The organism is Nonomuraea sp. CA-141351 (assembly GCF_050944675.1).
Lineage (GTDB): Bacteria > Actinomycetota > Actinomycetes > Streptosporangiales > Streptosporangiaceae > Nonomuraea.
Map to the genome: position 1 here is coordinate 8,922,955 of NZ_CP191982.1, position 18,410 is coordinate 8,941,364.

Here is an 18,410-nt window from a genome sequence, read left to right on the forward strand (position 1 = left end):
CTCCATCCCCCTCATCTATATGTCTTCGCGCTCATCGCGCGTCTTCTAACGTCCAGGAAGCCCATCTTGTGCCCGTTCCGTCGGGGAGATTTCCCATCGGTACCCCGCGGGAACGGACAACGAACCTCCCAACACGTCAGGGCCTGCTGCCGTCGGCAATGGTTAGCCAAATATGGCGAAACCCACAGCCTTGGCGTCATGCACCACCGTGTTCGACGGCACATCCAACCACATGTGTGGCCAGAACGAGACGCCCCCCGTACATCAACACGCGGATGAACGCATCGGAGCAACATGAGTCTCAGCGTCTTGGCAGCCGAATGGTCACGACCAGCCCTCCACCATCGCGCGGCACTGCAGCCACATTTCCACCGTGTGCCTGCACCACCGCACGAACGATGGACAGCCCGAGCCCCGCCCCCTTGGCCGATTCCACACGATCCGCATGGAGCCTCCTGAACGGCTCGAACAGGCTGTTCACCTCGTACGCCGGCACGTGCTGCCCCGTGTTGGCCACCTGAACAACCAAGGCACCGTCCACCATTCCCGTCCGGATCCAGACTTTTCCGTTTTCGGGAATGTTGTACTTGACGGCGTTCTCCAGCAGGTTGCTGACGGACCGCTCCAACAGCACGGGATCGCCTATGGTAGGCGCGCTGACCAGTTCGGTCGTCACGGTGACGCCGTGTTCCTGGGCGAACGGCTGGACCTGTTCCACGGCCGTCTGGGCGACTTCCTGAACGTCGAGCGGTTTGCGCACGGCGAGTTCGCGCTCGCTCCTCGCCAGCAGCAGCAGTCCCTCGATGAGCTTCTCGTTACGCGCGTTGACCTCGAGGAGGGTACGGCCGAGCGCTTTGAGATCCTCGGACGCCTCGGGATCCGACAGGGCGATCTCGAGGACCGTCCGGTTGATCGTGAGAGGGGTGCGCAACTCGTGGGAGGCGTTGGCCACGAATCTTCGCTGGGTGTCGAAGGCGACGTTGAGCCGGGTGAGCATGGCGTCGAACGTGTCGGCCAGCTCCTTCAGCTCGTCGTTGGGGCCCTCCAGGGCGATGCGCTGGTGGGCGAGCGTGCTCTCGGAGAGCTTGCGCGCCGTGGCGGTCATCTTCGTCACCGGGCGCAGCGCCCGGTCCGCGACGAAGTAGCCGATGATGAGCGACAGGATGCCCACTCCGACCAGCGCCATCAAGGAGCTGCGCAACAACGCGTTCTGGGCGGCCGTCACGGCCTGCTGCTGCGCGTCCCGCCAGACGAGCTGATCCTGCAGGCCCCCGATGTTGAGCGTCGGCCAGTTGTCGTCGATGGCCCGGGCGACGATCGAGTAGACGGAGAACAGCAGCACCACGGAGGCCGCGAAGACCAGCGCACCGTAGGTGAGCGTGAGCCGCCACCGGATGCTGACCTTCGCGGGGAGCGCCCTCATGCGCTCCATCGTCGTCCGTTGCACCGGAGCGTGCGTCGGCGGGGGCGGACCGTCCCAGGCGGGCGGGCCGCTGGGCGGTGGTGGAGCCTCCTGAACGCGAGTGGCCTTCCTCTCCGAATGCGGGCTGATCATCGGATGCGTCGGCCCCGCTTCGCGCTCTGGCCTATCTGTCACAGCTTGTACCCAACTCCGGGCACAGTCTCGATCACCTGAGGCTCGCCCAGCTTCTTCCGCAGCGTCATCATGGTCACGCGGACCACGTTCGTGAACGGGTCGATGTTCTCGTCCCACGCCTTGTCCAGCAGGTCCTCCTGGCTGACCACGGCGCCCTCGGCGCGCATCAGCTCCTCGAGCACCGCGAACTCCTTCTTGGTCAGCACGATCTCCTTGCCGTCGCGCTCCACCAGCCGCTTGCCCGGGTCGAGCCGGATGCCGGCGCGCTCCAGGACGGGCGGCAGGGCGGGGGCGGAGCGGCGGCCGAGCGCGCGTACCCTGGCGACCAGCTCGATGAACACGAACGGCTTGGCCAGGTAGTCGTCGGCGCCCAGGCCGAGACCCTCCACCTTGTCGTCCACGTCACCCGACGCGGTCAGCATCAGGATCCGCGAGGCGCTCCGCTGCTCCACCAGGCGGCGGCACACCTCGTCGCCGTGGACGACCGGCAGGTCGCGGTCGAGCACGATCACGTCGTAGTCGATATAGGAGGTCCGCTCGAGGGCGCCGCCTCCGTCGTAGGCGACGTCGACCGCCATGGCCTCGCGCCGCAGCCCGGTCGCGATCGCGTCGGCGAGCACCCGCTCATCCTCTACAACCAGCACCCGCACGCCTGATGCACCTCTCTCCGGTTGTGGTCACTCATTCTGCTCACAGTGTCGATAAGCGCACGGTAAGCCATGTTCAGGGGTGGGTGACGCCGTGGTCAGGCACGGGAGAGAGAAATTCATGTTTCGGGGGGCGACAAGCCGGGGTATGCCTGCGGGACACCATCACCCGGCAATGGGCGTACTCCACCCCAAGCACGGATCGGACCACAGAGAGTAGGTGAGATGGGCGAGTTCACGACCACGATCGAACACCGCCTCGACCAGGCTTATAAGGGCCTTCGGGAGGCCCGCAGCATCGGCGACGACTACCTCGCCGACACACTCACCGCCGAGATCGAGGACCTGCGGCGGCTGGCCGACGATCACGGCGTCCCGTTGCCCCGTTAGCCACGCGGAAACGGCCGGAGCCCCGGGGCTCCGGCCGTTTCGCGTCTCACCGGGCGAACGAAGCGTCGCCTCCCCTACGGCGGGTCAGGCGTCCCGTTCGGGGTCGAGCGGCGCCAGGAGGTCGTGCAGCTCCTCGAAGAGCCCGGGTGCCGCGCACAGCGCGAAGTCCGGGCCGACCGGCTTGCCGTGCAGGCCGCCGAGCCTGGCGCCCGCCTCGGTCGCCACCAGGCCCGCCGCGGAGAAGTCCCACGGGTTGATGCCGCGCTCGTAGTAGGCGTCCACGCGGCCGGCCGCGAGTGAGCACAGGTCGATCGCGCACGAGCCGCCGCGCCTGATGTCGCGTACCCGGGGCAGCACCTCCGCCACCACCTGGCCCTGGACCGTGCGCTTGGCCACCGAGTAACCGAACCCGGTCGCCACCAACGCCTGCGCGAGCGGCACGCCCGTGTTGCAGCGCAGCCGCTCCGCGCCGAGCCAGGAGCCCTCGCCGAGCGCGGCCGTGTAGATCTCGCCGCGCGCCGGCACGTTGACGACACCGGCCACGACCCGGCCGTTCACCTCGACGGCTATCGACACCGCCCAGTCGGGCAGGCCGTACAGGAAGTTGACGGTGCCGTCGATCGGGTCGACGATCCAGCGCACGTCCGACTCGCCGGGCTCCTCTCCACCTTCCTCGCCGAGGATCCTGTCATCGGGCCTGGCGGCCAGGATGCGCTCACGGATGAGCTCCTCCGAGGCCGTGTCGAGCGCCGTGACCACATCGGTGGGGCTGGACTTGGTCTCGACCTCCTCGGACATCGTGGGCCGCTTGGCGAGCAGCATGTCGCCCGCCTCGCGTGCGATGTCCTCGGCCAGTCGCAGGAAATCCGTCATCAGGCCACCGAGTCCGGGCGCTTCCATTCCTGCCCGAGCACGTGCTGGGCGAGGAACGCGAACACGGTCTCGTACCAGGCGACGGCGTTGCCCGGCTTGAGGATCCAGTGGTTCTCGTCGGGGAAGTACAGGAACTTCGACTCGACCTCCGTGCGCTGCAGGTCCCACCAGAGCCGCAGGGCCTCGCCGATCGGGACGCGGTAGTCCTTGTCGCCGTGGATGACGAGCAGCGGGGTGGTGATATTGCCGAGGGAGTGGTGCGGCGACAGCAGTGCGTACCGCTCGGAGCCGGGCTCGCCGAACTCGCGCTGCCAGTACATGGAGGCGTCGGTGGTGCCGGCGAACTGGTCGAGGTTCCACAGGGACGCGTGGGTGACGATGGCCTTGTAGCGGTCGCTGTGGCCGGCGAGCCAGTTGGCCATGTAGCCGCCGTACGAGCCGCCCATCGCGCCGATGCGCTCGCTGTCGATGTCGTCCCTGGCCAGGGCCACGTCGACGATCGCGTCGAGGTCGGCCTGGGTGCGCGGGCCCCAGTTGCCCCAGCCGCGGTCGATCATCTCCTGTCCGTAGCCGGTGGACAGGCACGGGTCCGGCATGAGTACGGCGTACCCGCGCTGGGTCATGAGCCACACCTGCCAGCGCCACTGCCAGTCGTTCCACGACGCCACAGGGCCGCCGTGGATCCACAGCAGGAAAGGCGCGGGCTCGTCGGCGGAGGCGCCCTCGGGCAGCGCGAGCCAGCCGCGGATCGTGGCGCCGTCGTCGGCGGTGGCGGAGATCTCGGTCAGCGTGCCGGGCACCTCGGGGCGCGGCGCGGGCGAGGGCAGGTCGGTGATCTCGCCGGTGGCGACGTCGATCCTGGCCGGGCCGGGCGCTAGGTCGACGGCGCTGCGCAGGGCGTAGACGACGTTGCCGTCGGAGGAGACATTGAGTCCGGCGTAGGCGGCGTCGTCCTGGGTGAGCCTGGTCGCCTCACCGTCCAAAGGGACGCGGAAGATCGGGCGGCGGCCCTGGTGGTCGGCCACGATGTAGACGGCCGAGGAGTCCGGAGCCCACTCGATGTCCGCGGGGAACAGATCGGGCGCGTACGCGCGGCCCTCGCCGGTGGCGAGGTCGGCGATCCACAGCTCCACGCGCACCGAGACGTCCAGCCCGGTGAACCGCTCGCGCGAGCAGGCGATCTTGGCGCCGTCGGGCGAGATCGCGATGGGCTGGGTGTAGTCGTAACGGTCCTCGGAGAGCACGGTGCGCCGCTCGCCCGAGGCCACGTCGACGGCCACCAGGTCGGTGCGGTGTTCACCCTTCGGCAGGTAGGTGCGCCAGGTCGTGATGACCGTGGTGCCGTCCGGGGTCAGCTCGAACGCGGCGTCGCGCAGCGCCTCGCCCGCGTCGGGGGTGAGGTCGCGCACGTCCTCCAGGCGGTCGGCGCCGAGCCTGGCGGCGAACAGCCTGGTGCGGCCCGGACCGAGGTCGTGGTCCCAGTAGCGGACCGGGTAGCCCTCGTGCAGGACGGCGCTGATCCCGGCGTCCTTGCGGGCCTTGCGCTTGCCCTCCTCGGCGGCCTCCTCGCCGTCGAGCACATCAGCGGAGAACACGACGATGTCGCCGACCGTACGGACCGCGCCGATCCCGCCCGGGCGAGTGGCCACCTGGCGGGCCTCACCGCCCGCACGGGGCAGCAGCCAGAGCGAGGGCACCTCGTCGGTGGCGTCCTTGACGGTGGGGTCGGGGCGGGCGGAGGTGAACAGCACGTCGCCGGCGTCCGTGAAGACCGCGGCGGACTCGCCCTTCGCGGAGCGGGTCAGCCGGTACGGCTCGCCGTCGACCGGGATCGCCCAGAGCGCGGTGCCGAAGGACTTGCCGTCGGGGTTGAGTGACTGGACCGTCGAGATCAGCCTGGAGCCGTCGGGCGAGAGCCTCAGCGAGAGAACACGGGGGATGGCCACATAGTCGCGTATGTCATTGAATGCGCTCACTCAATCGAACCTACCGCGCCACAAGGACCGCCCGCACGTACCCATGGCCTCCACTCCGTGGAGGCGGCTCGGTCGCTGGGGAGCCGCCGCCTTCCCTCGTCACTCCGGTCGCTACGCTCCCTGCGCTCCTCAGTCCAGGCGGCGGCGCGCCCTCGCGCGAATAGAGTTTGTCACGTGGGAAATTACGACGCGTTGCTCGTCCTGTCGTTCGGCGGGCCCGAGGGTCCCGACGACGTGATCCCGTTCCTGGAGAACGTGGTGCGCGGCCGGGGTGTGCCGCGGGAGCGGCTGCTCGAGGTGGCCGAGCACTACCAGGGCTTCGGCGGGGTCAGCCCGATCAACCGGCAGAATCGCGAGCTGGTCGAGGCGCTGCGCCCGGTGGCGGGCGTGCCGGTCTACTGGGGCAACCGCAACTGGCACCCGTTCGGCGAGGACACCGTGCGCCGGATGAAGGACGACGGGGTCAGGAAGGCGGCCGTGTTCGCGACGTCGGCGTTCGCGGGCTACTCGAGCTGCCGCCAGTACTACGAGGACATCGCCAGGATCTCCGTCGACGGCGGCCCCGAGCTGGTCAAGATGCGGCACTTCGGCGACCACCCGGGGTTCGTGGCCGCGATGGCCGACCACACGCGGGCGGCGCTGGAGCGGCTCGGCCGCGACGACGCCCGGCTGGTGTTCACCGCCCACAGCATCCCCGTCTCCATGGCCGAGACCGCCGGGCCGTCGGGCGGCCTGTACGAGACGCAGCTCCGCAGGAGCGCCGAGCTGGTCAGCCAGGCGCTCGGCCGTACCGAGCCGTGGGACCTGGTCTGGCAGTCACGCAGCGGCCCGCCGCAGGTGCCGTGGCTGGAGCCGGACGTCTGCGACTTCCTGCGCAAGACGGACGCCCGCTCGGTGGTGCTGGTGCCGATCGGGTTCGTCTCCGACCACATGGAGGTCGTCTACGACCTCGACACCGAGGCCAGGCAGGTGGCCGCCGAGCTGGGACTTCCCTTGGAGCGGGCGGCGACGGCGGGCACGCACCCACGCTTCGTCCAGATGGTGCGCGAGCTGATGGGCGAGCCGGAGCCCGTCCCGTGCGCGCTGACGTGCTGCCCTGCGCCCCGCAGACGTCCTCAGGCGTAGGTCCGCGCGTACCCCTCGGCGATGCCCATGACCTTGTTCACGTAGTCCCACGAGTGGTTGTAGAACCAGATCGCCTTGCGTAACTTCTCGCCGCCCTGGCCCGCGCCGTTGGCGCACAGGTAGTTGGCCGCGCCCGGCACCGCGTCGTACGGGCTCCAGATGTCCGTCTTGCCGTCGCCGTCGCCGTCCACGCCGTAGTGCTTCCACGTCGCGGGCATGAACTGCATGGGCCCGAGCGCGCCCGCGCTGGACGGGCCGTTGTTGCGCCCGTGGCTGCTCTCCACCTGCCCGATGGCCGCCAGCACCGTCCACGACAGCCCGGGGCAGCGGGTGGCCGCGGCCTTGTACAGGTCCAGGTAGCTGCCGGGGCGGCCCACGTTCACCGTGGTCTGCGGCTTCTGCTGCTGCCTGGGGGTGGTGGTACGGTGCGCCGCGTCCAGCATGACGACCTGCGAGCCCTTGCCGAGCAGCTTGCGCACCCCCGCCTCGCTGATCTTGCCGGCCTTGCCGTGCAGCAGCACCGCGACCCCGGGCACGAACCCCAGCGCCTTGCCCAGGTCCGCGCTGACCAGTCCGTCCACGCCCGTGAGCCCGAGCGTGGCCGAGGCCGCGACCCGCAGCCTGGGCCCGCCGTCCACCTGGTACATGGCGCCCAGGATCATCCCGAATTTGCGCATCGAGCCCGCGTCGGCCACCAACTCCCCCCTGGCCAGCGCGCTCCACACGGCGGGCTGGTCGGCGACCGGCTGCGGCGTCCAGGAGCGGAAGTCGGCGGGATCGACGGCCAGCAGGTTGAGCGCGGTGCCCGACACCTTGACCGCGCCCGCGTCCACCACGATCACCTTCTGCACGTGCGTGAGCGCGCCGAGGGAGAACCTGGTCTTCTTGGGCACGGTGCCCGCGGCGATGGCCAGCACGCGCGGCGGGGTCACGGTGACCCCGGCGCCGCCCTTGCCGAACTCCTTGACCGGCTGCGCCGTGGGCACGAGCTGGTCGAGGCGGGGAGCCGGTTGCTGCTGTCGCGGTGAAGCCTGCCTGCGTACGGGTTCCTGCGCGGTTTTGACCAGGTCATCGCCCATGATCACGACGATTCCGCCGGCCGCGGCCGTGACCGCGAGCACGGCGATGACCATGAGCATGACCGCACGAAACGAGGGAAGACCGGACACGCGGGACACGTTAACCCACGCGGCCGATAAATCAGTTGCCCTCCGGACATACGGTGCGCAATGGTTAGCTCGCACAAGTAAGGAGGAAATGGCGTGGTCGGGCCTTACCGGGGGCTGTTCGACGGGTCCGGCGTCAAGGGGTTCGTGCTGGCGGGTTTCTTCGGCCGCATGCCGATGTCCATGCTGGGTATCGGGGTCGTGCTGCTGATCTCCACGCTCACCACGTCATACGCCACTGCGGGCGGGGTCGCCGCCATGACCAACGTGGCCTTCGCCATCGCCGCTCCCCTGTCGAGCCGGCTCGTGGACAGGTTCGGGCAGGGCAAGGTCATCCCGCCGTTCTCCGTCGTCAACGCGCTCGCGCTGGTCTCGCTGATGTTCTGCGCCGGGCTCAGGTTGCCCGACTGGACGCTGTACGCCTCAGGCCTGCTCGTCGGCGCCTCTTCGATGTCCGTCGGCTCGATGGTACGGGCCCGTTGGTCGGTCATCCACGGCGGATCGAGCAAGCTGCACACCGCGTTCGCCTTCGAGTCCGTGGTGGACGAGGTCATCTTCGTCACCGGGCCGGCGCTGGTCACGGTGCTGGCCACCTCCGTGAACCCGTACGCGGGACTGGTCGTGGCCCTGGTCTGCATGCTCTTCGGCTGCCTGGCGCTGGCGGCTCAGCGGCGCACCCAGCCGCCCGTGCGGCCGGTCAAGTCGGCGGCCGGCACGCCCATCCTGATCCCCGGCATCGCGCTGCTGGCCTGCGTCGACCTGGCGCTGGGCTCGGTGTTCGGCTCCGTGGACCTGATCACGGTGGCGTTCGCGGAGGAGCACGGCGCGAAGGGTGCCGCCGGGTTCCTGCTGGCCGCGTTCGCGGGCGGGTCGATGGTGTCGGGGCTGTGGTTCGGGTCGAGGCACTGGAAGATCTCGCTGCGCGGGCGGTTCATGCGGACGCTCGGGTTGTTCGTCGTGGGGCTGGTGCCGATCATGTTCATCGGCGACATGCGGATCATGGCGGTGGCGCTCTTCCTGGCCGGCTTCGCGATCTCGCCGACGCTCATCACGGGCTTCTCGCTGACCGAGCGGCTGGTGCCGCCTTCCCTGCTCACCGAAGGCATGGCGTGGATCTCGACCTCGATCGGTCTCGGCGTGGCGATCGGCGCGTGGGCGGGCGGGCGGCTGACCGAGGCGTTCGGCGCGTCCAACGCGTACGCCTTCTCCTGGGGCTCGGCGATCCTCGCCGCGGTCGTGGGTGTCGCAGGTTCGGGTTTGCTGAGACTTCCCGAGGCTCCTTCACCCGCGAAGAGCTGATCCGCTACGGTCGGGACATCCCTCGCAACACCCATCACAATGGAAGCATTCTTATGTCCCGACAAATGAATTCACTTCTAGCCATCGCGGCAGTTTGCGTCACGCTGGCCCCGGCACCCGCCCTCGCACAGACGCCCAAGAAGGCGCCCGTCGACTGCACCCAGGTCAAGTGCGTCGCGCTGACCTTCGACGACGGGCCGGGCCAGTACGCGGGGACGCTGCTCGACACACTGAAGAAGTACGACGCGAAGGCGACGTTCTTCCTCGAGGGCCAGTACGTCAAGAGCCGCCCCGCCTACGTCAAGCGCATGGCCGCCGAGGGCCACGAGCTCGGCAACCACAGCTACAGCCACCCCGACTTCACCAAGTCCGAGGCCGGGACCATCAGGAACGAGATCAAGAAGACCCAGGACGCGGTGAAGAAGGCCGCGGGCGTCGAGCCCAAGCTGCTGCGTCCGCCGTACGGGATGGCCGACCTGCAGGTCTCGGACATCGCCGCCGAGTTCGGGATGCCGATGATCCTCTGGACCGCCGGCTCGGAGGACTGGAAGACCAAGAACGTCGAGGCCATCCAGAAGAAGACGCTCGAGGTCGCCCAGCCCAACGGCATCATCCTCATGCATGACTGGGTGAAGCAGACCGTCGACGGCATGCCCTCCCTCATCAAGACCCTGCAGAAGAAGGGCTACCACTTGGTGACGGTGTCCGAGGTGCTCAAGGGCGCGAACGAGGAACTCAAGCCCGGCGACATCTACCCGGTTCCCGCCGGCTGGGAGAAGTGAGTATCGTTCGCGTCTAACTGAATGATCTCCTCTGGAGGGGTGCTCGTGACGTTCGCGAACTGGGCGCGTAACCAGTCGTGCACCCCCGCCGAGGTGCGCACGCCCGCCTCGGTCGAGGACGTCGTAAGCGCCGTGCGAGACGCCGCCGCCTCCGGGCGGCGGGTCCGCATGGTCGGCACGGGCCACTCCTTCACCGGGGCGGCCCTCACCGACGGCATCATGCTGCGCCCCGGCGCGCTCACCGGCATCAGGTCATGGGCCGGCGACCGCGTGACTGTGCTGGCGGGCACCCCGCTCCGCGTGCTGAACGAACTGCTCGACGAGCGCGGCCTGGCCCTGGCGAACATGGGCGACATCACCGAGCAGACCGTCGCGGGCGCGATCCAGACCGGCACGCACGGCACCGGGCGCGACAGCGGCGGCCTCGCGGACCAGGTCGCCGAGCTGGAGCTGGTGCTGGCCGACGGGTCCGTGGCCACCGCCGGGCCGGGCGAGGAGCTGTTCGACGCGGCCAGGGTCGGGCTGGGGGCGCTCGGAGTGCTGACGGCCGTCGCATTCCGGGTGGAGCCCGCGTTCCTGCTGCACAACCGGCGGCGCGAGCTGCCGCTCGGCGAGATCCTCGGCTCCCTCGACGCGCTGACCTCCGAGAACGAGCATCTCGACTTCTTCTGGCTGCCGCACACCGACGCCTGCCTGGTCAAGACCAACAACCGCAGCGCGGGCCCGGCCCGGCCGCCGAGCGCGTTCAGGCACTGGCTGGACAACGTGTTCCTGGAGAACACCGTCTTCGGCGCGGCCTGCGCCCTCGGGGCCCGCTTCCCCGACCTGATCCCGCGGATCAACGCCGTCAGCGCGGCGGCGCTCGGGGACTCCGAATCGGTCGACACGTCGTACAAGATCTTCACGGCGCGACGGGACGTGCGCTTCCTCGAGATGGAGTACGCGGTGCCGCGCGAGCACCTCGCCCAGGCGCTGCGCGAGACGCGGGACCTGATCGAGCGGATGGACTGGAAGATCACCTTTCCGGTGGAGGTACGGGTCACGCCGCCCAGCGACGCCTGGCTGTCCACCGCGTACGGGCGGCCGTCGGCGTACATCGCCTGCCACATCTACCGGCCGACGCCGAACCCCGCGTACTTCGAGGGCGTGGAAGAGATCATGACGCGGCTGGGCGGGCGGCCGCACTGGGGGAAGCTGCACACCAGGGACGCCTCCTACCTGAGCAAGGTCTATCCCCGCTTCGCGGACTTCACGGCTCTGCGCGACCGGCTCGACCCAGGGCGCGTGTTCGGCAACGAATACCTGGATCGGGTGCTCGGCGTTTCATAGACCCGGCTACCGTCCGGCCCGACCGTCTTGTGGTTGCGTTGCGTGCAGGCGTAGTTACTGTGCGCGTGCTAAACCTGGCAAAGGTTCTGGGTCCGCGGGCCTTCGGTAAAGAAGCTTCCTCGGAAACGTGTCCCGGCATCCCTGCGAGCCGAGTGGCGGGCATTCTCGTAACTCGTGCCCCGACGACTCGGCCTGCCCTCCGTTTACCTCGCCGCGGCCGTGGCCACGGCCGCCACGACCGCCGTACCTCTCGCCATGACGCCCGCCTCAGGACTCGCCCTGCGCCCCGCCCCCTCAGAACCCACCCGGCCCTTCATCGTCACCGCGCGCAGCAGGGTGGCCGCCCGCGATCTCGTCGGCGAGGTGAGGTGGCGGGTGCGGCGCTTCTACACCGCGGCGCTGCCCGGCTTCGCCACCTTCCTCACCGCTGCCGAGCTGGCCGAGCTCCAGGCCGACCCGCGCGTGCGCGCGATCGAGCCCGATCGCCAGATCCGCCCCGCGCCCGCCGGGAAGGCCCGCCCGCTCCCCCGCTCGGCCACCACTTTCTACGTCGTGGACAGCGGCGTGGACGCGGGCAGGGCCGAGTTCGGCGACCGGGCCTGGCGCGCCTTCGACGCCACCGGTGGCACCGGGCACGACTGCCTCGGCCACGGCACCGAGGTCGCCCGGCGCGTCCACACCGCGGCGCCCAGGGCCAGGATCGCCTCGGTACGGGTGCTCGGCTGCGGCGGCTCGGGCACGCTGGCCGACGTGCTGGCCGGGCTGGACTGGATCCACAGGCACGCGCGCGGCGCGTCCGTCGCCAATCTGTCCCTTGACGGCTCCGGCTCCCCCGCGCTCGACGCGGCCGTACGGTCGCTGGTCCGCTCGGGCGTGTCCGTCGTGCGGGGCGGCGCGATTCGCCAGAACCCGTCGGCGGCCTCTAGCCTCCAAATGCGCAACGGCGGGCTCTAGAGTGATGGATCCCACAAATGTGACCGGCGTCACACCGTCCCGGGAGTATCCCAGGAAGGCGATGTTCGGACATGCCGGGTACGGTGCTGGCAGGCAACCGGCACACGCGAGAGACTCAAGGGTCCGGGGGAAGAATGGCGACGCTGACGAAGGGACTCGCATGCAGGAGCTCCGACTCGTCGCGGTGAGTGAGGACGGCACCTATCTCGTGCTGGCTACTGCCGGGCGAGGTACGCGCTTCACGCTTCCCGTGGACGACCGGCTCCGTGCTGCCGTCCGCGGCAACTTCTCCCGTCTCGGCCAGTACGAGATCGAAGTGGAGAGTCCGTTGCGCCCCAAGGAGATCCAGGCACGCATCCGCGCCGGAGAGACGGCGGAGGAGATAGCCGCGACCGCCGGGATCCCGGTCGAGCGTGTCCGCTGGTTTGAAGGTCCGGTGTTGCAGGAGCGGGAGTACGTGGCCCAGCAGGCACAGCGTGTGGCCGTACGGATGCCCGGGGAGTCGGCGCCCGGGCCCACTCTGGGTGACCTCGTGGCGGAGCGGCTGACCAGGCGCGGCGTGCCCACGGACGAGATCGACTGGGACTCCGCCAAGCGCGACGACGGCCTGTGGCGGGTCAAGCTCGGCTACGTGTGGAACGGTCACACGCGCCACGCCGAGTGGCTCTTCGACCCGCGCAAGCGGCACGTGACGCCCCACGACGACGAGGCCATGCGGCTGTCCTCGGCCGACTTCGACCCCGAGCCGCCCGTGGTGGAGGACACCACGGTGACGCCGTTCACGCCGCGGGTGGCCAAGCTGCAGCCGGTGCCGCCGCTCACCTCCATCCCTTCGATGGTGCGGCGCGAGGCCGCCGAGGAGCCCGCGGTCGGCTACAACCCGCCGCCGAGGTCACCGGAGCCTTCCTACGGCCGCACCCAGGACACGTCGCCCCCCTTCGACCGCGCCGCTCCCCCGCGCGACCCTGACGAGTCGTCCTTCGACGCGCCCGACACCCGCCAGGACCGGCGGGACCCTTCCAGGGAGGCCGGCCCGCGGCACGAGCCGCCGTCGCGCGAGTCCTTCCGCCCGGAGCCGCCTGCGCGTGAGACCGGCTATGCCCGCCCCGGCGACACCTCGTCCCGCCGCGGCGGGCCTTCGCCGTGGCTGCCCGACTTCGGCCCCGGCCGTCCTGCCGAGCGCGACACGGACCCGATCTACTCTCCCGCCACCAGCCCTGCGCCCACCTCTCCGGCTCCGCTTCCGGACTCCCGCACGGCTCCGCCGCCCACCGCCGAGGAGCCGCCCGTCCGGGAGCACACGGCCGCCTATGAGCAGGTCCCGGCCGGGGAACAGGCCCCGGCGCAGGCGCAGGGTCCCGCGTCCGCGCACCCTCCTGCCCAGCCCGCCGCCCAGGCCCAGCCCGCCACGCAGGCGCAGCCCACTGCCCCGGTCCAGCCGGCCGTGGAGGCGCACCCCGCCCGCCAGGCCCAGCCCGCCACGCAGGCGCAGCCCACCGCAGAGGCGCAGCCCGCTACGCAGGTGCAGCCTGCCGCGGGGGTGCAGTCCAGTTCCCAGGCGGAGCCCACCTCCCAGGCGCAGCCCGCTGCGGGGGTGCAGCCCGCCGTGGAGGCGCAGCCCACTGCCCCGGTCCAGCCGGCCGCAGAGGCGCGGCCCACCGCCCAGGCACAGGATCAGGCCGCCGTCCAGGGGCAGCCGATCGCCACGGCAGACTCGCCCGCGGGGCCCGAGGTCGCGGCGCAGGTGCCGGCCGAGGTGGAATCGCCCGCCCAGCCGGCGGCCGCTGCGCAGGCACCCGTTCCGGTGGACTCGCCTTCCCCGGTGGAGCCGCCCTCCACACCAGAGGCGGCCACCGAGTCCGCCGCCGCGCCCATCGCCGCATCCGGCGACGCCACGGGGCCGGCTTCCACGACATCGTCCAGCACCGCGACGCCCGCATCGGCGGAAACGGGCGCGGCGGCAACCGCCACCGCGGAGGCCGGCACGTCCGACGCCTCGGACGCCAAGGCGCCTGCCAGCGCGGACGCCACGTCGCCCACTGCCGCGGACGCGCAGACGCCCTCTGCCGTGGACGCCCAGAGGACGAACGCCGCGGACGCTCAGACGCCCGGCACCGCGGACGCCCAGAGGACGGGTGCCACGGACGCCCAGAAGGCAGACGCCGTAGACGCTCAGAAGGCGGACGCCATGGACGCCCAGACGCCTGGTGTCATGGAGGCCGAGACGGCCAAGGCCGCGGAGGTCGTGGCGGACGCGGCCTCCCCCGAGCCGGCGGCGACCGCACCGGAGGGGAAGGCGGCGGCCCAGGCCGTACCGGACGCCAAGCCACAGCCAGACAGCGCCGCGCCGAAGTCCGAGAGCGCCGCGCAGCCTGCCGCGCCGGAGGTGGAGCGCAGCAGCGCCGCCGAGCCCGCCGCGGCGAAGGTCGAGAGCGCCCAGGAGCCCGCCGCACCGGAGCCTGAGAGTGTCACCCGGCCTGCCGCACCGGAGGCCCAGTCCGAGCAGCCCGCTCAGGAGGCCAAGCCTGCTCAGGAGGCCGCCCAGGAGGGCGAGTCTGCTCAGGAGGCCGCGCCGGCTGAGGAGAGCAAGCCTCCGGCGCCCGCGCCCAAGCCCAAGCCCGCGGTCCCGGCTGCGCGTTCGGCCAAGGACGGGTCCAAGGAAGAGCCTGCCGTGCCCGTGCCGTCCCCGCCGCCCGCCCCGGCCGCCCGTCAGGCGCGCAAGGGCTCGAGGGGACGCAGAGCTTCGGTCCCGACCTGGGATGAGATCATGTTCGGAGCTCGCCGCCAGGATTGACGGCACCCGGCACGCGGCGGATCGTCATGATCCGCCGCCCGGACCTACCGCACCCGCCCACGGCAATCACCAGAACCCGCCGCACGGGGCTGATCGCACTGGCACACGGCGGATCGTCGGAATCCACCGCCCTAGACTGACCGGCACCGGCCGTCAGCAATCGCCGCCGGGGGGATCAGCCTCGGCGGCGTCCAGTGCCGGAAGAGGCGGTCAGCCTGCGGGTGGCGTTCGGGGCTCGAGGAGGAAGGGGGCGAGCCACTCCGGCGTCACCTCGGCGGGAAACCCCGCCCCCTGAGCCTCCGACACGTCGATCGCCGAGTAGCCGCCCTTGCCCGCCCCGACGCCGGCGATCAGTGTGAGCACCCCCGCCCGCCGCTGGAACCACGTCTGCCGGAGCCGCCACCCCACCACGGCCCGGCGTTCGACCACGGCCTGGGAACGTCGCAGCGACCCCGAGCGCACCGCCAGCCGTACCCCGTCGTAGCCGTGCCCCAGCGACGTGTACCGGTCGAGTCCCAGCGGAACCCCGGCCCCGGCCAGCAGCAGCGCCGGCACCAGCAGGACCAGCCACAGGGTCGTCCCCGTCACCCAGATCGCCACGGCGCTCGCCAACGCGAGCACGGCCCAGGGGAAGACGGCGCGGAACAGGCGGCGGTTGCGCGCCACGGGCGGATGGGGGCGGAGGGGCGCCCGGTAGGGGCCGATGGCGTCGTCGGTCACCTGGTGCGCCACGGGCCGGGGCACATCGGGCAGAAGCTGCCCCCGCGTCTGGGAGTCGCCCAGTCCCGTCACAATGGCCCAGACACGTACGACCCCGGCCCACCGCTCGGCGAGCCCGTCCACGATCTCGTAGCCGCGCACCCGGGCGGACTCCAGCGACACACTGCGCCGGTTGATCAGACCGCGCTCCGCCACCAGGTAGCCGTCGCGGCGTCTGAGCTGGAAGTCCCAGTTGAAGATCGCGTACATCAGCCCGCCCACGAACGGCATCGCCACCACGAGCAGCAGCACCGCGACCAGCAGCAGATAGGGATGGGTCCACAGCCACTCTCCGGCGCTCAAGGCGGCGTCCTGGTCGAACCCCAGGTCGTCGCCCCACTGGAACACCAGCCCTATGGCGCCGCCGGCGAGCGCGAAGGGGGTGAGCAGGTACGCGCCCGACAGCGGCCCGTACAGCAGCCACCTCCGCGGCACGCCGATGATCACCCGTTCGCGGGGCCCCGCCATGTCGGCCACGTGCGCCTCGGGCCGGGCGGAGCGTCGCAGGAGCACCGACTTGAGCCGTTCGGCCTCCTCCAGCGTGACCCCGTCGAGCTCGGCCTCCTCGTCGTCCCCGCTCGCCCCCGTGTCGATCTTGAGTACGGCCAGGCCGAGCAGGCGGTGCATGGGCGGCGTGGACACGTCGACGCCACGGATCCGCTCCAGCGGGATGGTGCGGACGGAGCGGCTGATCAGCGACCGCTTGGTCTCCAGCCGGTCGCCGGCGATCTCGTAGGTGAAGGTGGCCCACCGGACGATCGCGAACACCACGGTGCCGGCCACGCCGAGCGCCGCCCAGGCGTACGACCTGGGCGAGAACCCGCCCACGAAGAGCACGCCGACGAGAGGGAGCAGGAGCGAGGGCAGCATGCGTACGGGATCGATGAGCAGCACCTTCGGGCTCAACCGCAGCGGCACCCGCGCCGGAGGAGCACTCCGAGGTGGAGCGTAACCCTGCGGCTCGGGGCCGGCGTGGGGGTCGCCGCCGCCATGGGGCGGCTGGGGGCCGATCATGTCGCGTCGTCCCTGAGGGCTTCGGCGCGGTGCGCGATCTGCTCGGCCAGCCCCGCCGCGACGTGGTGGTCGAGACCCTTGATCGTCGAGGACCCCGCGTGGGACGCGGTGCGGATCTCCAGCGTGGCCAGCCCGAGCATCCGCTCGATCCACCCTTGCGCCTTGTCGACCGTCTGGATGCGGCTCACGGGCACGAACACCCACTCCCTGGTCAGGAACCCCGACCTGGCGTAGACGACGTCCCCAGAGAGCTCCCAGCGATGCACGGCGTACCGTATGAAGGGCTCGGCGACCAGGAAAGGCCCCGTCAGGACCACGACCGCGGCAGGCAGCAACCAGGAGTGGTCCGCGAACCAGCCGGGCACCCACGACCACCCGCTTCCGCCGACCCACCGCGACACCAGGAGCGAGCCGCCCAGGAAGAAGACAAACGCGACCAGCGACTCGAGCAACCACAGGCGGACGGCCTTGGGCGAGACGCGGTTCGCCGGATCGCGCAGCGGGCCAGTTGACGTCACAAGGCCAGCTTAGGGCGCGAACCGCCGGAGCGATCTGTCCGCGGCCCGCCAAGATCCACCTGCACGCCCGGCGTGTCTGCCGCCGCCCTGCTCCGCCTCGGTGCCATGCTCGATGGCGGCCGGCCGCAGGCTGTCGAGCTTGGCCACATCGGCGGCGCCACGTGCGTGCCAGCCAGGCCCGGCCAGCGCGGGACCGCACCAGAGCGCGAGCGCCTCACGCAACGTGGCAGCCGCCGTCCACCCGGCCGGCCCCGGGAATCATCGCCTGTGCCTACATCTCTGGATGGATCCGGCGCACCTGCTTTTTACGGAAGGGGCACGACCGAAACCGATGTCCGTTTTGTCGGGTCGCCGTACGAGATCCCGCCGGAAGTCCGGCCGCAGTGAACCAGCAGGTCAGAAAAGGTTCCCGGGTACGGCGCCATTCCGGGCCCCCAGCGCCGGCGGGGGCCACACTTGTGTCGAAGGTCACTACCCGGATCCCGCGATTCCGCCTCGTTTCGGATCCTTTACCTTGCACCGACCATCGAGAAACGGTCTGCGCACCGCCGAGAGCCGCGTAGCATCGTCCGGCATGGGGCTGTGTAACGCGGCATCACGCATGCGACGCATCGCCGTCAGTGTGACGGTGGTGGCTGCCGCGTTCGCCTTGTCGGGTTGCGCCAGTCTCATAGGCAGATCTCAGGCCGAGGACATCGCGCAGATCAACGTCTCGAGCCCGGAGTTGCGGGAGGGCAAGCCGCTGCCCGCCGACTACTCCTGCCGAGGCGACCAGGGCAGCCCTCCGCTGCGCTGGTCGAGCCAGCCGCTGCCCAAGGCCAAGTCGATCGCAATCGTGGTCGATTCTCATACACCATCGGAATCGGTCGTTAACTGGGTGCTCTACAACATCCCGGCGACCACGACCGAGCTGGGGCCCAACGCCGCGGCCGATCCCCCTCCGGGATCCGGTCAGGCCAAGGTGACCAGTGGCAAGACGGGCTACGACCCCCCGTGCGGCGAGAGCGGCAACTACCGCTTCACCGTTTACACGCTGAACGACAAGGTCGTCGTCCCGAAGGATGGCGGGCTCCCCGACATCCTGAAGGACATCGCGAACAAGACCATTGCCCGGGGCAGACTCACAGCGGTCGACATCCAGTGATACCCCGAACACAGCAGGTAATTCGGTGTACCAATTCTTCACG

At 70.6% G+C, this 18,410-nt stretch carries 15 protein-coding genes and 1 pseudogene; 8 read left to right on the forward strand and 8 right to left on the reverse strand.

Translation table 11 applies throughout. The annotated features are described in order from the left end of the window. Nucleotides 1–301: 301 nt before the first annotated feature. Together ACQPWU_RS42025 and ACQPWU_RS42030 are read right to left on the reverse strand one after the other, a co-directional pair. Nucleotides 302–1,555 carry a sensor histidine kinase gene (locus ACQPWU_RS42025; protein ID WP_433431243.1) on the reverse strand — a complete coding sequence of 418 codons (1,254 nt, stop codon included), beginning with the start codon at nt 1,553–1,555 and terminating at the stop codon, nt 302–304. A gap of 38 nt (nt 1,556–1,593) precedes the next feature. After that, a complete protein-coding gene (locus ACQPWU_RS42030) occupies nt 1,594–2,247 on the reverse strand; it encodes a response regulator transcription factor (protein ID WP_349451511.1) in 654 nt (217 codons plus the stop codon). A gap of 222 nt (nt 2,248–2,469) precedes the next feature. Between ACQPWU_RS42030 and ACQPWU_RS42035 the strand changes: the two genes are divergently transcribed. Further along, nucleotides 2,470–2,634: a hypothetical protein gene (locus ACQPWU_RS42035; RefSeq protein ID WP_433431244.1), complete on the forward strand. Its 165-nt coding sequence runs from the start codon at nt 2,470–2,472 to the stop codon at nt 2,632–2,634. A gap of 84 nt (nt 2,635–2,718) precedes the next feature. Here ACQPWU_RS42035 and ACQPWU_RS42040 read toward each other — a convergent pair whose 3' ends face one another. Further along, nucleotides 2,719–3,507, reverse strand: a complete 789-nt coding sequence (locus tag ACQPWU_RS42040; RefSeq protein ID WP_433431245.1) for an inositol monophosphatase family protein — start codon at nt 3,505–3,507, stop codon at nt 2,719–2,721. Then, nucleotides 3,507–5,483, reverse strand: a complete 1,977-nt coding sequence (locus ACQPWU_RS42045) for a prolyl oligopeptidase family serine peptidase (protein WP_433431246.1) — start codon at nt 5,481–5,483, stop codon at nt 3,507–3,509. The genes ACQPWU_RS42040 and ACQPWU_RS42045 overlap by 1 nt, the downstream gene beginning before the upstream one ends. A 174-nt stretch (nt 5,484–5,657) precedes the next feature. On the opposite strand from ACQPWU_RS42045, the gene ACQPWU_RS42050 reads away from it, so the two are divergent. Beyond that, on the forward strand, nt 5,658–6,608 hold the full coding sequence (locus tag ACQPWU_RS42050) for a ferrochelatase (protein ID WP_433431247.1): 951 nt from the start codon (nt 5,658–5,660) through the stop codon (nt 6,606–6,608). Here the strand turns inward: ACQPWU_RS42050 and ACQPWU_RS42055 are convergent. Next, a complete protein-coding gene (locus ACQPWU_RS42055) occupies nt 6,599–7,777 on the reverse strand; it encodes a lytic murein transglycosylase (RefSeq protein ID WP_433431248.1) in 1,179 nt (392 codons plus the stop codon). The genes ACQPWU_RS42050 and ACQPWU_RS42055 overlap by 10 nt on opposite strands. A gap of 93 nt (nt 7,778–7,870) precedes the next feature. Between ACQPWU_RS42055 and ACQPWU_RS42060 the strand changes: the two genes are divergently transcribed. The 5 genes from ACQPWU_RS42060 (at nt 7,871) to sepH (ending at nt 14,932) form a co-directional block, all read left to right on the forward strand. Next, a complete protein-coding gene (locus ACQPWU_RS42060) occupies nt 7,871–9,073 on the forward strand; it encodes an MFS transporter (protein WP_433431249.1) in 1,203 nt (400 codons plus the stop codon). 65 nt (nt 9,074–9,138) lie between these two features. Continuing rightward, on the forward strand, nt 9,139–9,855 hold the full coding sequence (locus tag ACQPWU_RS42065) for a polysaccharide deacetylase family protein (RefSeq protein ID WP_433431250.1): 717 nt from the start codon (nt 9,139–9,141) through the stop codon (nt 9,853–9,855). A 21-nt stretch (nt 9,856–9,876) separates the two neighbouring features. After that, complete coding sequence (locus ACQPWU_RS42070; protein ID WP_433431251.1) at nt 9,877–11,184, forward strand: D-arabinono-1,4-lactone oxidase; 1,308 nt, start codon at nt 9,877–9,879, stop codon at nt 11,182–11,184. Nucleotides 11,185–11,358: 174 nt separating this feature from the next. After that, nucleotides 11,359–12,138, forward strand: a complete 780-nt coding sequence (locus ACQPWU_RS42075) for a protease inhibitor I9 family protein (protein ID WP_433431252.1) — start codon at nt 11,359–11,361, stop codon at nt 12,136–12,138. A 160-nt stretch (nt 12,139–12,298) separates the two neighbouring features. After that, nucleotides 12,299–14,932 (forward strand): septation protein SepH, encoded by a 2,634-nt coding sequence (gene sepH, locus ACQPWU_RS42080; RefSeq protein WP_433431253.1) that lies wholly within the window; start codon nt 12,299–12,301, stop codon nt 14,930–14,932. Nucleotides 14,933–15,142: 210 nt separating this feature from the next. On the opposite strand, the gene ACQPWU_RS42085 is transcribed toward sepH, so the two are convergent. The 3 genes and pseudogenes from ACQPWU_RS42085 to ACQPWU_RS42095 form a co-directional block, all read right to left on the reverse strand. Next, nucleotides 15,143–16,705, reverse strand: a complete 1,563-nt coding sequence (locus ACQPWU_RS42085; RefSeq protein ID WP_433431254.1) for a PH domain-containing protein — start codon at nt 16,703–16,705, stop codon at nt 15,143–15,145. Then, nucleotides 16,702–17,223, reverse strand: coding sequence for a PH domain-containing protein (locus tag ACQPWU_RS42090; protein ID WP_360709368.1), 522 nt, complete (start codon nt 17,221–17,223; stop codon nt 16,702–16,704). The genes ACQPWU_RS42085 and ACQPWU_RS42090 overlap by 4 nt, the downstream gene beginning before the upstream one ends. A gap of 9 nt (nt 17,224–17,232) precedes the next feature. Beyond that, a pseudogene (locus ACQPWU_RS42095) lies at nt 17,233–17,448 on the reverse strand (BTAD domain-containing putative transcriptional regulator); the annotation flags it as partial. 376 nt (nt 17,449–17,824) lie between these two features. Here ACQPWU_RS42095 and ACQPWU_RS42100 point away from each other — a divergent pair. Beyond that, nucleotides 17,825–18,367, forward strand: coding sequence for a YbhB/YbcL family Raf kinase inhibitor-like protein (locus ACQPWU_RS42100; protein ID WP_433431255.1), 543 nt, complete (start codon nt 17,825–17,827; stop codon nt 18,365–18,367). The last annotated feature ends 43 nt before the right edge of the window (nt 18,368–18,410 follow it).